Source organism: Parasphingorhabdus sp. (assembly GCF_036568145.1).
Lineage (GTDB): Bacteria > Pseudomonadota > Alphaproteobacteria > Sphingomonadales > Sphingomonadaceae > Parasphingorhabdus.
This window is the reverse complement of sequence record NZ_DATCTC010000031.1, coordinates 1-13730: the sequence shown is the minus strand read 5'-3', so window position 1 is coordinate 13730 and position 13730 is coordinate 1. Positions and strand designations below refer to the sequence as shown.

Annotated in this window: 19 protein-coding genes and 1 pseudogene; 7 read left to right on the top strand and 13 right to left on the bottom strand. The window is 55.0% G+C overall.

Annotated features, from left to right (window positions below):
* Positions 1-229: 229 nt before the first annotated feature.
* The 13 genes from VIN76_RS11625 to flgB all read right to left on the bottom strand — a co-directional run bounded on the left by VIN76_RS11625 (position 230) and on the right by flgB (position 10450).
* Positions 230-1096 carry a flagellar motor protein MotB gene (locus VIN76_RS11625; protein WP_332042017.1) on the bottom strand — a complete coding sequence of 289 codons (867 nt, stop codon included), beginning with the start codon at positions 1094-1096 and terminating at the stop codon, positions 230-232.
* Positions 1097-1098: 2 nt separating this feature from the next.
* Positions 1099-1962, bottom strand: a complete 864-nt coding sequence (gene motA / locus VIN76_RS11620; protein ID WP_332042016.1) for a flagellar motor stator protein MotA — start codon at positions 1960-1962, stop codon at positions 1099-1101.
* A 125-nt stretch (positions 1963-2087) separates the two neighbouring features.
* Positions 2088-2936, bottom strand: a complete 849-nt coding sequence (locus VIN76_RS11615; RefSeq protein ID WP_332042015.1) for a hypothetical protein — start codon at positions 2934-2936, stop codon at positions 2088-2090.
* 49 nt (positions 2937-2985) lie between these two features.
* Entirely contained in the window at positions 2986-4317 is a 1332-nt protein-coding gene (flgK, locus tag VIN76_RS11610) for a flagellar hook-associated protein FlgK (protein ID WP_332042014.1), read from the bottom strand.
* Positions 4317-4682 carry a rod-binding protein gene (locus VIN76_RS11605; RefSeq protein ID WP_332042013.1) on the bottom strand — a complete coding sequence of 122 codons (366 nt, stop codon included), beginning with the start codon at positions 4680-4682 and terminating at the stop codon, positions 4317-4319. The genes flgK and VIN76_RS11605 overlap by 1 nt, the downstream gene beginning before the upstream one ends.
* A complete protein-coding gene (locus VIN76_RS11600; protein ID WP_414696349.1) occupies positions 4679-5815 on the bottom strand; it encodes a flagellar basal body P-ring protein FlgI in 1137 nt (378 codons plus the stop codon). The genes VIN76_RS11605 and VIN76_RS11600 overlap by 4 nt, the downstream gene beginning before the upstream one ends.
* A gap of 21 nt (positions 5816-5836) precedes the next feature.
* Positions 5837-6469 carry a flagellar basal body L-ring protein FlgH gene (locus VIN76_RS11595; RefSeq protein WP_414696362.1) on the bottom strand — a complete coding sequence of 211 codons (633 nt, stop codon included), beginning with the start codon at positions 6467-6469 and terminating at the stop codon, positions 5837-5839.
* Between the two features lie 87 nt (positions 6470-6556).
* Positions 6557-7345, bottom strand: a complete 789-nt coding sequence (gene flgG, locus VIN76_RS11590) for a flagellar basal-body rod protein FlgG (RefSeq protein WP_332042011.1) — start codon at positions 7343-7345, stop codon at positions 6557-6559.
* Positions 7346-7382: 37 nt separating this feature from the next.
* Positions 7383-8126 carry a flagellar basal body rod protein FlgF gene (locus VIN76_RS11585; protein ID WP_332042010.1) on the bottom strand — a complete coding sequence of 248 codons (744 nt, stop codon included), beginning with the start codon at positions 8124-8126 and terminating at the stop codon, positions 7383-7385.
* A gap of 34 nt (positions 8127-8160) precedes the next feature.
* A complete protein-coding gene (locus VIN76_RS11580; protein WP_332042009.1) occupies positions 8161-8991 on the bottom strand; it encodes a flagellar hook basal-body protein in 831 nt (276 codons plus the stop codon).
* Positions 8992-9030: 39 nt separating this feature from the next.
* Entirely contained in the window at positions 9031-9699 is a 669-nt protein-coding gene (locus tag VIN76_RS11575; protein ID WP_332042008.1) for a flagellar hook assembly protein FlgD, read from the bottom strand.
* Positions 9699-10094, bottom strand: coding sequence for a flagellar basal body rod protein FlgC (flgC, locus tag VIN76_RS11570; RefSeq protein ID WP_332042007.1), 396 nt, complete (start codon positions 10092-10094; stop codon positions 9699-9701). Before flgC ends, VIN76_RS11575 begins: the two co-directional genes overlap by 1 nt.
* Positions 10095-10096: 2 nt before the next feature.
* The gene (gene flgB / locus VIN76_RS11565; RefSeq protein WP_332042006.1) at positions 10097-10450 is read right to left on the bottom strand and encodes a flagellar basal body rod protein FlgB; all 354 of its coding nucleotides are present in this window, start codon (positions 10448-10450) and stop codon (positions 10097-10099) included.
* Between the two features lie 140 nt (positions 10451-10590).
* On the opposite strand from flgB, the gene VIN76_RS11560 reads away from it, so the two are divergent.
* The 7 genes and pseudogenes from VIN76_RS11560 to VIN76_RS11530 all read left to right on the top strand — a co-directional run.
* Complete coding sequence (locus tag VIN76_RS11560) at positions 10591-10737, top strand: hypothetical protein (RefSeq protein WP_332042005.1); 147 nt, start codon at positions 10591-10593, stop codon at positions 10735-10737.
* Positions 10734-11441 (top strand): MotA/TolQ/ExbB proton channel family protein, encoded by a 708-nt coding sequence (locus VIN76_RS11555; protein ID WP_332042313.1) that lies wholly within the window; start codon positions 10734-10736, stop codon positions 11439-11441. The genes VIN76_RS11560 and VIN76_RS11555 overlap by 4 nt, the downstream gene beginning before the upstream one ends.
* A gap of 3 nt (positions 11442-11444) precedes the next feature.
* A complete protein-coding gene (locus tag VIN76_RS11550) occupies positions 11445-11933 on the top strand; it encodes a hypothetical protein (RefSeq protein WP_332042004.1) in 489 nt (162 codons plus the stop codon).
* 94 nt (positions 11934-12027) lie between these two features.
* Positions 12028-12525 carry a flagella basal body P-ring formation protein FlgA gene (locus VIN76_RS11545; protein WP_332042003.1) on the top strand — a complete coding sequence of 166 codons (498 nt, stop codon included), beginning with the start codon at positions 12028-12030 and terminating at the stop codon, positions 12523-12525.
* 124 nt (positions 12526-12649) lie between these two features.
* Complete coding sequence (gene flgM, locus VIN76_RS11540) at positions 12650-12949, top strand: flagellar biosynthesis anti-sigma factor FlgM (protein WP_332042002.1); 300 nt, start codon at positions 12650-12652, stop codon at positions 12947-12949.
* Complete coding sequence (locus VIN76_RS11535) at positions 12946-13257, top strand: hypothetical protein (RefSeq protein WP_332042001.1); 312 nt, start codon at positions 12946-12948, stop codon at positions 13255-13257. Before flgM ends, VIN76_RS11535 begins: the two co-directional genes overlap by 4 nt.
* Positions 13258-13522: 265 nt before the next feature.
* Positions 13523-13730, top strand: a pseudogene (locus tag VIN76_RS11530) (lytic transglycosylase domain-containing protein); the annotation flags it as partial.

Below are 13730 nucleotides of genomic sequence, written 5' to 3'. Positions count from 1 at the left end.
AATATCAACCGATTTTCGGCCCAACTTGGGTCCATTGATATATATTAAGTCCATAATGGTTGTAATTTAGGAGGGCTTGGCAGAGCTTTGCGCTCGTGCCAATGCCGTCACTCCCGCGAAGACGGGAGTGACGGTTGTTGGTTATGATGCTGTGCAAGACGTGGAATCGCGGTAATCTTCCGAACCGTCTTCGGATCGCCGGGATCACCATCAACCGGGCATTTAGTCCCTACTCGGTCTTCATCGTGATCGAGATACGCCTGTTCCGGTCATCCATCGGCTCGGCCGGGTTATAGGGTTCTGTATCAGCGACGCCTTCGATCCGGGCCATGCGGTCCAGTCCGACGCCTTGTCTGACGAGCTCTTGTCTAGTTGCTTCGGCGCGGGCGGAGGATAACAGCCAGTTGTTCATATTTTGCCCGCTGGCATAGGGCAGGCTGTCCGTATGGCCCCGGATAATCAGTTCATTGTCCACCGTGTCGATGATTTTGGCGACTTGCGCGATCAGTTCAATTGCGCGGGATTGCAGATTGTTGGTTGCGAGCGCGAACATGCTGAAATCCGCTTCGTCGATAATGTCGATCCGCAGTCCCTCTTTGGTGTCGGTAAAGCGGACGTTGGAGAGCAATTTCGCCGTTTCAGGGTTCTTCATCAGCTCTTGCTTGACGCGCTGTTCAAACTCCTGGGCGGTCAATGATTTGGGGATGGAATCGCGGCGGCGGTCGATGCGCTTCTTTTTCTCCCGCAGCGGATCATTCTTTGGCGAGATGGCCACGGCCTGATTGCCGATCTGGGTCGCCTTGTGAGGATATTTGTCGGGATCGGTGACCGATGAACCGCCAAACATTTTCGAGCCGCCGGCGCTGTCGCGCTTTACCTGAGCAATGGTGGGGGCGAAATAGTCGGCTATGCCCTTGCGCTGTTTCTCATCCGTCGCGCCAAGCAGCCACATCAGCAGGAAAAACGCCATCATCGCGGTAACAAAGTCCGCATAGGCGACCTTCCATGCCCCGCCGTGATGGGCGTCATGGCTATCGGCAATAATCCGCTTTACGATGATCGGCCGAACTGGTTCAGGCGCTTTTTTCTTGGCCATGTTCAGCGTCCTCTTACCGCGTCAAATACATCGGAGAAACTTGGCTGGTTCAAATGCGGTACACTGGTCCGGGCAGCTTCGATAATCAGCGGCTGCGGGTGGCCATGAAGATTGGCGATGATGAGCTGTTTTGCGACATGATAGATAGTCGCATCGCCTTCGATCAAAGCGCGTGCGCGGCCGGCCATCGGGCCGACAAAGCCATAGGCTAATAATACGCCCAGAAATGTCCCGACCAGTGCCGAACCGATCATGGCGCCTAGAATTACGGGCGGCTGATCAATAGCACCCATGGTTTTGACAACGCCCAGAACCGCGGCAACGATGCCCAGAGCAGGCAGCGCATCGGCCAGTGTTTGAAGATTGTTGGCAGGGGCAATGGCTTCATGATGATGGGTCTTGATGGACTGGTTCATGACATCTTCGACCGCATAAGGGTCAAGCGTACCCGACGAAACCACAACCAGCCGTAAGCTGTCAGCGATCAGGTGGATCAGGGCATCGTCTTTTAACAATTTGGGATAGGCACTGAAAATCGGGGATGCTTTTGGGTCCTCGATATGGGGTTCCAGCGCAACCGGGCCGTCGCTTTTCAGAATCTTGTTCAACTGGGATACCAGCAAGATGCAGTCCATGAAATCCTGTTTGCCATAGGTCGGGCCTTTGAAAACCTTTCCCATTGCGCCGAGCAGAGCCTTTAGCTGAGCGCCGTTATTGCCGATAATCAGAGCGCCGACAGCCGCGCCGCCGATAATCCCCATCTCGATAGGAAGCGCATGAAGAACGACGCCCAGATCACCGCCAGATAGCGCGAAAATCCCGAAAACCATGACCAGCAGAACAACAATACCAATTCCAGCGAACATAAACTCATTCCAATATACAGGCCCGTTTCATCCGACTGACCCTCTGGCTAGCGAGGGAACGGTCTTCATATTGGTTAACGGGCGGGGGTCCTTATGATTAAGAGCGCGATAGTGATGAACAGCGGTTAACCGATAAGCTTGATTAACGATGTCCGGCCCGTCTGGGCATATAGTTGCTGCGCCGCCTCCAGATTCACCAGCAGGGACTTGAACTGGGCTATGGCCTCGGTCACGTCCGTACTCTCAAGGGCGGTTAGCCGCTCGGTGATGTTCAGCTTTGATTCCTGTAACCGCAATTCCTGTTCATCAAGCCGGTTACCTTGCACGCCCTGACGCCCGATTACGGTGGCGAAATGGTCGCTCACTGACTTGGCATGCGCCAACTGGTCGGACCTATCCGCTGCATTGCCGGTGCGAACAGCATCGATCATATCGGCCATGATGACATCAAGATCCTCGGTCATGCCGCCGCCAATATCAATGTCGCCGAACACTTCCTGCCGCGTGGGGGCAGGGGTGACCATCACATCCGCATCTATCCGCATCTGGATCGGATCGCCCGGGTGGAAAAGATAACCGCCATAATTGTCTTTCGACAGGCTCAACTTATTGAACTGGTCCCGAAAACTTTCCAGTTCCAGCGCGATAATGTCGCGGTCGCGCTGTGCCAGTGTTTCTGAATTGGCGAGGATCATCAACTCGCGGACACGGGCGGCTCCGCTTGACAAAGTGTCGATGGTGGATTCCGCCTGCTGCGACAATATGCGGGCGCGGCCGATATTGCTGGCCCAGCCGTCCTCGATAGTGGCTTGCTTGCTGATGGTAGAGATTTCCAGCCATGCCGAGGGTGCTTCGGACGGACGGGTGAACTTTTTCCCCGTCGCAACAGATTCCTCTGTCCGGGCAATCAATCGCGATAGCTCGGCCTGTTTCTGTATCGCATCCGGCGGTCTAGTTCGGTTGATCGATTGCATTATTTCCCCCTTGGGCGCTTTGGGTCCGGCACCCGATTAAAAATCTGCCCTAAAAAATTGCCAGAACGGATTGAATGGTTTCCCGCGCGACCTGAATGATCCGGGCGGAGGCTTCATAGGCTTGTTGCAGGCGGATAAGGTCGGCAGCTTCGCGGTCGAGATCAACGGATGATACACGGTTGCGTGCTTCCCTCGTGGCCCGGTCAAATGCGATAGCCGCGTCGCTTTCACTGCGTGTGGACAATAGATTCTGTGCCTGGCTGACGATCATCCCTTCATATTTCTGCTCTGTCCCGCCCGCGGTTCTGAGGTCAACAAAGGCCAGTATATTGCCGTTGGCAACGCCGCTGGACGATGCCAGAGCAAGATCATCACCTGTCAGCCCGGTTGCCGTCAGGCTGGCCGCCGTGCCGCTATGCGACACTACAGCAGCGCCGGGCGCCCCGCCATCTGTGCGGCCATTGGCCTGCCAGCCGTTCAGTTCAGCGGCAAACTGCACCGCCAAGGCATCCAGTTCGGCGGATAGGGCGGCAGTGTTCGATTGTGCGCGGTGTAGCCCGCCCACTGTTCCGCCGGTGGGCGATGGCTGGATCGTTCCGCCAACCTCTATGTCAAAAGCGCCGCCCGCATTGGGGACAAACGTCACCGGGCTGGCTATGTTGAAATCGACCAGACTGGTGCCGCCGCGTGTAATATCGACCATGCCACTGGCCCCGAAACTTAGCTCGACATCCAGCTTTTCGGTAATGACGGTAAGGGCCGCGTCGCGCTGGTCGAGCAAGGCGATTTGCTGCGATGTACCCTCTTGGGTGGGGCGCAGTTTCTGGTTAATCGCGGCCAGCTCGGCTAGGGCACTATTAAGGCCCGTGACTTCTTGGGCAGCGGCTCCGTCCATCAGGTTTTGCGTTGCCGACAGGTTGGCCGCTGTCTGGTTGAAGCGTGCAACCGAGTCTTCAATATCACCCAGAAATTGCCCCCTGAGCGCCGGTTCAAATGGCACCGCAGACAGTTGCTCTGCGCTGCCGAAAAGCTTGGTCAACTGGCTGCCAATGTCGGATTTGTTATTGGCCAGCGCGATTTCGCCCTGTTCCATCCATTGGACCATGATTTCGCTTCGCACCCGGTCAGCGCCGGTCTGGCGGGTGGCGGATTCCAGAAACTGGTCGCTGGCGCGGGTAATGCCCTTTATCGCCACGCCGCCGGAGCCGGTATAATTGGTATAGAGCGGATTGGTGCTACTATAGATCGTCGTGTCCCCGACATTCAGGGAGCGACGTACGTAATCGGGATTTTCGGCATTGGCGATGTTTGATCCGACCACTTCCAGCGAGCGGCTATTCACCAGTAGAGCAGACCGCCCGATATTTAACATGTCAGACATTATCTTGCCTTCCCGCCATATTGACCGGCGCTATTCGCGGTTACTCCGGTTTTGTCCAAATGCCGGCTCAACAAGTCGGCAACACCGAACACACCCTTTTCGGCCATGTTTTTTGCGAGCTGGGCATCTTGCATGTCGCGGAACTCTTCCATGCCCTGACCGTCGAATATACCCTCTCCCAGGGAAGCCGTTCGCATAGAGGTAAGCATCTGGCGGACAAAAATAGCTTCAAAATCTGCGGCCATCGCTTTGACTTCGGCTTTTGCGTCAGCTTTCGCTGCGGCATTGGCGCCGCTTGCCGGTGCTTTGGCGGCATGGCTTGGCGATGCCAGTATAGGATTTCCGTTAGGATTGATGAAGGTCATATGATTATCAACTCCGCTTTCAGGGCGCCTGCCTGTTTCAATCCTTCGAGGATCGCTGTTAGATCAGACGGTGAAACACCGATGGAATTAATAGTCTCGACAATTTCCGATAAAGAAGCGCGCGTGCCGATTTCAAATGCCGGCGCGCCTTCGTCCTCTATTGAAATGTCGCTATCCTGCTCTGTTTCGGTGCGTCCGCGGCTAAACGGAGCGGGCTGAACCACCATCGGATTTTCTTCTACCCGCACGGTTAGTTTGCCGTGGCTGACCGCCGCCGGTCCAAGCCGGACCGCGCCGTTGATGACAACTGTACCGGTACGTGCATTGATGATTATCCGGGCTGGAGCGTCGGCCGTTATAACCGCCAGATTTTCGATCTTGCCCATCAGCATGACGCGCTCCTGCGTGCCAGGAGGGGCGGCTATACGCACGGTGACAGCATCGCTCGCAATGGCGATTTCGCGGCCGACCGCCTCGTTGATCGCGTCCGCAACGCGCAGGGATGTCGTAAGATCAGCTTCGGTCAGGTTAAAGCTGAGATAAGGCTCGCTTTCAAAACCCGTGGCGACCGTCCGTTCTATGGAGGCGCCGCCGGAAATCCGACCGACAGAGGGAATGTTGACTGTTAATCTGGACCCGTCTGCGGAAGAAATGCCAAGGCCGCCAACAGCAAGATTGCCCTGTGCCATCGCGTAAATCTGTTGGTCCGCGCCATATAGCGGCATTAAAATCAACGTGCCGCCGCGCAGCGACTTTGCTTTGCCCAAAGCGGAGACGGTCACATCCAGCCGCTGGCCGGGTTTGGCAAAGGCCGGCATTTCGGCGGTGACCATGACGGCCGCTGCATTTTTGGTTGCCGGATTGATGCCGGGGGGCAGCGGTAGGCCAAAGCGGCTGGTCATGCCCTTCACGCCCAAAGTGGCATATTCCAGGCTGTCGTCGCCGGTTCCGGCAAGCCCGACCACAATACCATAGCCCACCAACTGGTTGGTACGAAGACCGGCAAACTGCCCGATATCCTTGATCCGTTCAGCCTGCGCCGGTTGCACCGCAAGCATGGCTGTAATCGTCGCAGCGATTGCAAATGCGGCGACTTTCCGAATGGAGCGGCTTATTTTCGGGAATAGGGTCATAGTGTCTCGCCTGTCCGGGGACTAAAAGGGTGAAATGATGGAAAAGAAGTTTTGCAGCCAGCCTTGCTTGCTGGCCGTGGCGATTTCGCCCGTGCCGCCGTAAATGATGCGGGCATCGGCGACCTTGTTGGATGGAATTGTGTTGTCGGATGACACGTCAATCGCACGGATAAGGCCGCTGAATTGTGTATGCTCGTCGCCGCGGTTCAGCGATGTCAGTTTCTGTCCACGCACAAGCATGGTTCCGTTGGCATAGCTTTCGACCACCGTCACGCTGATCCGCCCTTGCAGGGAATTGGACTGGGCCGCTTTCCCGCTGCCGGTAAAATTCTGTGATCCGCCTGCCGCGACATCGCTGGGTGAAAATAGCGAGAATGGCCCGGTTGTGGGCGGCGACAGAGAAAATCCGCCACCACGGTCCTTGGATGCGCTGTTGGTCTTGGCCGCTTTGGTATTTTCAACCAGCAGGATCGTGATGATATCACCCTTTTGGCTGGCACGCATGCCGCTGGTTAAAGCTGCATATCCGGAAGCGGACTGAAATATCGCGCCATTTGCATGAGCAGGGGCAGCATCGGGAAGGACAGGCGCGACCACAGGCGCAAAGCCATGTTCCGGTGCGCTGCCACCAGAGCCCATGCAGCCCATAAGCATGAAGGGCGCGGCCATGATCGCCAGGGGCAATTTTGAAAGCAGTGATATGTGCATGATGCTAAAGTCTCTCGCTCAGAGTAAAGTTCATCAGATTTGCTGATTCACGAATTGCAGCATTTCATCCGTGGCGGAGATCATCTTTGAATTGACCTCGTAGGCACGCTGCGTCTCGATCATGTTGACCAGTTCTTCGACAATATTCACGTTGGAGCCTTCCAGCGCGCCCTGACGGATCTGGCCCCGCCCTTCCGCGCCCGCTTCGCCCACCAGAGGCATGCCGCTGGCTGCGGTTTCGGTCAGGATATTGTTGCCGACCGAAAGCAGGCCAGCCGGGTTGGTGAAGCTGGCAAGCTCTATCCGGCCCAGTTCACTGGGTTCGTTCTGACCAGCAAGCGTCGCTGACACCACACCGTTATTGCCGATGGTCAGCGATGTTGCATCTTGAGGAACCTGAATACCGGGGATGAGGGGCAGGCCGTCGCTGGTGACAAGATTGCCCTCTGCGGTCATGTTGAAATTACCGGCGCGAGTGTAACCTATGGTGCCATCAGGCATTTCCACCTGGAAAAAACCGGCCCCTTCAATCGCCATATCAAGGGCATTTTCGCTGTTCTGCAATGTGCCCTGGGTATCGATCTTACCGATCCCGGACAGTTTTACACCAGAGCCCAGTTGCAGGCCGCTGGCAAAGCGGTTCTGTGCATCGGATGGCGCGCCCGGCGTGACGATATTCTGATAGGCAAGCATTTCAAAATCCGCGCGGTCGCGTTTGAATGCGGTAGTGTTCACGTTCGCCAGATTGTTGGCAATAACGCGCATTTTGGTATTTTGCGCGTCCAGTCCGGTGCGCGCGACTTGTAGGGCTGCATTGCTCATCTTATCGTCTCCTTCGTGCGGTTCACGCACTCAATCATCATTGCGGTATGTTCATGACCGCAGCGCTGCTTTCATCCAGCTCTTCGGCTGTCCGCAGCAATTTGGCCTGGGTTTCCCAGGCGCGGCTAGTTTCGATCATGTCCACCAGAGCGCTGGTCATGTTGACGTTGGATTCTTCCAACGCGCCGGATACCAGCCGGGCATTTTCATCAATCGGCAGGATACCGTCATCGGCGGCACGAAATAATGTATCGGCTCCCTTGGAAATGGCGCTGCCGGTCATGCTCACCAGTTTCATCTGGTCCAGCTCCTGTGGCATATTAAGATCACCGCCTTTGGGCACAAAAAAGATTGTCCCGTCGGCGCCGATATCCACCCGTTCCGCGGGCGGCATGGTGATAGGCCCGTTTGCCCCCATCACCGGAAAACCGTCACCGGTCAGCATGGCTCCCGACGCGGCGATCTGTAAATCACCGCGCCGGGAATATGCTTCTCCCCCGTCGGCTGCCTGAACCGCGATCATGGCATCGCCTTCCAGTGCAACATCCAGAGGACGGCCGGTTTGTGTAATCACACCGGCGTTCATATTGGCTTGCATATCCCGTTCGACCGCCATTGCCCGGCTATCATGGCCGGGACCGGTTAAATATTTGGCATGCGCCGAGACCATATCGGCCTTGAAACCAACCGTATTTGCGTTCGCCATATTATTGGCGATGGCAGTTTGCCGGTTCATCAACGATTTCATCGCGTTGACGCTGGTATATGCAAGTTTATCCATTAGACTTTCCTAGATTATTCTATCCGTCAGGAGTTTAGACCTTCAGGTTGATCATCGTCTGGCTAAGGGTATTGGCAGTCTCGATAGCCTGGGCATTGGCCTGGAAATTACGCTGTGCGGAGATAAGCGAAACCAGCTCCTCCGTAATATCCACGTTGGCCAGTTCCAGCGCGCCGGAACGTACCTGTCCCAACGGACCATTAGCTGCCTGATTGATCTTAGGTGGGCCGGAATCACCGGTTGCCTGCCAATGGGCATCGCCGTTCGGGCGAAGCCCCTCAATCGCGGTAAAGCTGGCCAGAGCCAAGGCGCCGAGTTTGATCTGGTTGCCGTTTGTAAAGCTAGCAGTGACCACGCCTTCACCATTGATGGAAATATTGGCAAGCAATGCGCTGGGATCACCCGGATCGGTTTCAGGCATGACAAAGTCATACATGTCGGCAACATTGGTGGAGGTTGCGATACCGTTGGCATCAACAGGCAAAAGCTGTGCCTTGGAGCCGGTTGTGTCGATGACTTCATGGTCAACGTTGACCGTGAACGCACCGTTACGGGTAAAGGTCAAGCTTTCTTGCGGTGGCTGGCTGCGGACGGCAAAAAAACCGTCACCGGCAATCGCCAGATCGAGTGTTTTTTCGGTCGGCTTCAATGTGCCTTGCGTAAATTGCTGCGTAATACCGCTCAACCGGACACCTTGACCGGCGACCGTCTTGGTCGTCTGGGTCGGTGCCGCGGCGAACAGGTCACCAAAGATCGCCTGGCTTTTCTTGAAACCGATCGAGCTTGTATTGGCGACATTGTTTGAAATCACGTTCAAGTCGGTTTGTGCCGCTTTCAGGCCGGTTAGGGATGTAAAGAAAGACATTATTCTTCTCCTGTTTTAAATCTGGAAATATGGCTGCGCTTATCCGATGCGCAGTGCTTCCGAAGGCATGACATTACCAATCGGGGTTACGAGGATGGGCGGACCGTTGCCCTCGGATGTTTTGACGGATGCGACCGGAACCCAAGTTGCAAGATTGGACACGGACCCGCCGTTCACCCGGACTTTCAACCGGCCAAGGTCTTGCGGTTCGCCATCTGCATTCTTGCTATCGAAGTTAAACTGGATGGGGCCTGCTTCCTGCTGGCCAAGTTCGGCAAACATGACGATCTCACCGGCTTCGTTGAGCAGGTCGATAGAGATATTCTCGCTCGGCTGGTTCAGTTCAAACTCGCCGGTATATTCACCGTTCTTGTTCGCAACGACATAGTTGCCCGGAACCAGAAGAGACTGCCCGATCCATTCCTTCGCATCGGACAGCCGATTATTGCCCAGCATGGAAGCAATGTCGGTAAGAGACTTGTTCATCTCCGAAATGCCCGCAACGCTTGAAAACTGGGCGAGCTGTGCGACCATCGCCTGATTGTCCATCGGGTCAAACGGGTCCTGGAACTTTAGCTGCGTCGTCATAAGACGCAAAAAGGAATCCTGGTTCATTGTGCTATCGCCAACCGCACCGGCGGGCTGTGAGAAGGACAGGTCGGAAGTATTTGATCTTTTAAATTCATAAACCTGCGGATTGATCTCCATTACTGGTTCCTTACCGTTTCTAGAATGAGTGATTTTGCGGTCTGTAAAACTTGGACGTTATTCTGGTAGTTTCGCGCGGTTTCGAGCATGTCGATCATCTCGGCTGTCTCATCGACTGCGGCTTCCCAGACATAGCCCTCTTCATCGGCGATCGGGTTTGACGGATCGTGACGTCTTTGCGGCTCAAGGTCGGTTTGGACGACGCGCTCGACATCTACTGTCGCCATATTATTTTCCATGACGGAGCGGAAAACCGGGCGCACGGCACGGTAGGCTTCGTCTTTCGAGGCATAATCCGTGCGGGCATTGGCAAGGTTGGATGCGGTGGTGTTCAGCCGCACCATCTGCGCTGACATCGCCCTTCCGGCGACATCAAAAACATTCATACCGCTCATCTCTATTCCCCTTTCAAGGCGCGTTGGATCGTTGACACCTGGCCCTGAAGAAAGGAGAGGGTGGTCCGATATTGAATGGCGTTTTCGGCAAACAGGGTTTGTTCGACAGATAGCTCAACAGTATTGCCATCGAGCGAGGGTTGCAGCGGCACGCGGAAACCCGTGTGGTCGCTCATTGCTTTGCTCAGCGATCCTCCGCCTTGTGCCTGTTGCATCGCACGATCGAAATCGAGGTCCTTGGCTTTGTAACCCGGCGTTGACGCATTCGCGATGTTAGAAGCCAGCATGTTCAAACGCTGGGACCGCAACTGTAGCGCCCCGCCATTTAATGCAAAAATCTGATCCAAACTCGGCATCGAACGAAATCCTGTCTTAATATTGCGGCCCTGCGACCGTCACTTTGATTGAGAAGCACCGGTCCTGAGATGTTCCGGGATAGCTAATCTCGAACAGTTCAACGCAAACGACGTGCCAGTTTCTTGACGGGCAAAGAGAAATGGCAGTTTTTGGGGATTTCATGGCCGTAGAAATTAAAAACCTGTTCACAGCTAGTCTGGAGCGGCAAAATCTTGCCGGTGAGCGGAAAAATCTTGCCGCTTTTGTCCGTCCTGCAAGCGTTGGGAGAGCAAGCCGGTGGACATGATATTCGGTAATAGTGATGTGCTCGGCAAGTTCGGGCAGCTATTTGATCCGCTGATATTCGGCGTTGTGCTTGGCTGTGTGCTTGTCATGGCCTGGATTCAAAATGGAAAATCCTCTTTCGGACTGGCCTTTGCAGCGCTTCCCCATTGCGGGAGGGAGCCGTTTGCGGAGAGCGGAGAAAATGCGACTTTCATGTGCCGCCGTATCGACTTTATGCTGCGGGAACAGGGCTTTGTCGGATTGGAGCAGCTGCATAGCGAGGATCCATTCATCACCCGAATGATTGGAGAGCTGGTCAATGCCAAGGATGCAAAGACTTTTGAGGAATGGGCACGATTGCAGTGCAATATAGCCAAAAAGAAACAGGACCTGGCTGCCAGTTTTTGGAGCGCAGCTTCTGAAATTGCGCCGGCAATCGGCTTGATCGGCACGATCATCGGCCTGATCCAGCTTTTTGCGACCGGCATCGACCCGCTGAAAATGGGCCCGGCGATGAGCCTTACCTTGCTCACCAGCCTTTATGGCATGTTCATTTCCCACATCATCGCGTTCCCCATCCATATGCGGCTGAAAGCGCGGGCAGAGATATTGAACACCTATCGCGCGGCCCTTGCAGAACATATGATCGCGGTTGCGAAACGGGAACTTGTCAAACTGACGCCGGTTCATTTCTCGCCGGCGAAACCCTTGCGGGCGGCGCATTGACCGATGATCGCAGGACGCACCACGCTATCTTTTCTGGACCTGGCACTGATGCTGCTCAGCGTCTTTGCCTATGCCCATTTTGTGAATATCGCCGGTCCGGATGCCCGCAAAAAACTGGCAGAACAAAGCGCACCGGCCCCGCGCATCCATGCTGCCTTTGAATATAAGGTCACCGACTTTTTCGAAGATAACAGCGCGATGCTGACCGATTATGCCCGCGCAGAAATTGCACGGATCCCGAACATTCGGGAAAAACAGTTGCTGACGATATATGTTCCTGTTGTAGCGCAGATGCCGGGCGGGCAAAGATTGCGGCAATGGGAAAAAGTGGCGGCGCGTTCTGCCGCGATTGCCGATGCTTTTGAAAGGGCAGGGCAGGACGGAGAGATGATTTCCCTCAAAATCCCCGAGAAACTGGTGTCCAAGGCGGGTGGCAAGCCGAATATCATGCTCACCTTCCTGCCACCGAAAAGCGACGTTACGGATGAATGAAAAGCTGTGAGTGATAAACTGGCATGAAACCTGCTTGGTTTTTGACAAGTTTATTCGGGTAATTCTTTCCGGATCGAACGCACAGGAACCAGACATGCAATATAAACGCCTTACACTTCCGATACTCTCCCTTCTTGCAATGGGTGCAGCTTCCCCTTTTGAGGATAGCGCCGCGCTCGACCGGCAGGTTGCCGAGCATCTGAATGCCAAAATTGGCGAAGCGGGCGGGGCGCTTGCGCCAATCGACACGAAATTGCGATTAAAACGCTGCCCCGGTGAAGTGCAGTTATCGGCTACCAATAATAGCGCCGTGATGGTGAGCTGTCCCCATCTCGGCTGGCGGATATTTGTGCCGGTGCGAGGCGGGCAGGCAGGGCAATCTTCCGGTCAAGATCGCTCCGGCGAATATGTTGTTTTAAGAAACCAGCCCCTGACACTTGTCGTCCGGCGGCCCAGTTTTTCCATAAGCTATGGAGTCGTGGCCCAGAAAAACGGACGAATCGGTGATTATATTCCTGTCCGTTCCAGCCGGAAATCCAAGGAATTAATGGCCCGCGTGTCCGGATCTGGCGAAGTGGAACTGGTCCAGTAATTATTTTTTGCCGAGAGATATTAATTTTTTCACAACGCGCCGTAAATCGTTAGGAACGAAAACTATCGGTGCCAGTGTAAAAGCAAGAAACACTGAAGGCTGAAAGTGTGAAGGAGCCATTGTAATGAAACCTGTTGAAAGCTACTCGGCCATCAATACGCGGCTGGATCGCCCGGCGGTACAAGAAGGAACGGCCAGGAAAATCGGCGGCGCGGTTGCAAGTCAGAACGCGGACCAGGGCAAAGCAGAGCCGGCCATCACAACCACGGCTTCCCTGCTTGCCGCTAAAACACCGCCGTTTGATGCACAGAAAGTGGCCGAAGTGCGTCAGAAAATCTCAGCCGGAATATATAGCGTGGACACTGCCGCGCTGGCGCAAAAGATGCTCGATATGGGCGTATTCGGAACGGAATCTGATAAATGAAAGCAATAGTGGAATCTTTCCGCAACGCACAAGATACGCTGTTTTCTGCTTTGGAAGGTCACGATAGTGATGCCATTTTCCGAGCCAGCACCGGCTTAAGTGAGGCGGCTACCAGGCTCGGCGCGATTGAGGCCGGGGAGATCGACCACGATTTGAAACCGCTTCTGTGCGAAGCGGACGAATTAATGCAGGCGTCAATATACCGCCTGCGGTTTTTACGCGACCATAGCTCCACACGGTTGCAATTATTGACTGGCTTTCGCGGCGGTCAGGCAAACACTTATTCCGCAGCTGCGCGCGGACGCTAGACTTGTTTCAGCTCCTTACTCCTTCCCTGACTGGGAGGGGGATTAGGGTGTTTTCAAGACACATGCAGCATCACATCACAAAACCCTCGCATTCCCGCCGCGAAGGCGGGAATTAAGCTGTATAGTTCGCAATCTTTCGGCTTTGCCTCAGAGAGATTCCCGCGTTCTGTGAAATGACGGGATTGGTGTTAGGCACAGTCCTCCACCCTTAAACAATTTGGCATGACTATTGCTTCTCCTCTTCACAGGAGACTCTGATATCACCATGTCCAATCTGCCCATTTCCAATTTTTCGAGTGCTGATTTCGCTCCGCTCCGCACGGCCGGGCGCGGCGATCTGCCAAGCATTATCGCGCAATCGGCGCAGCGGACCGGTGTTGATTTCCAATATCTGATCGCTCAGGCACAGCTAGAAAGCGGGATGCGGGCGGATGCGAAGGCCGGGACATCTTCGGCTACCGGGCTTTACCAGT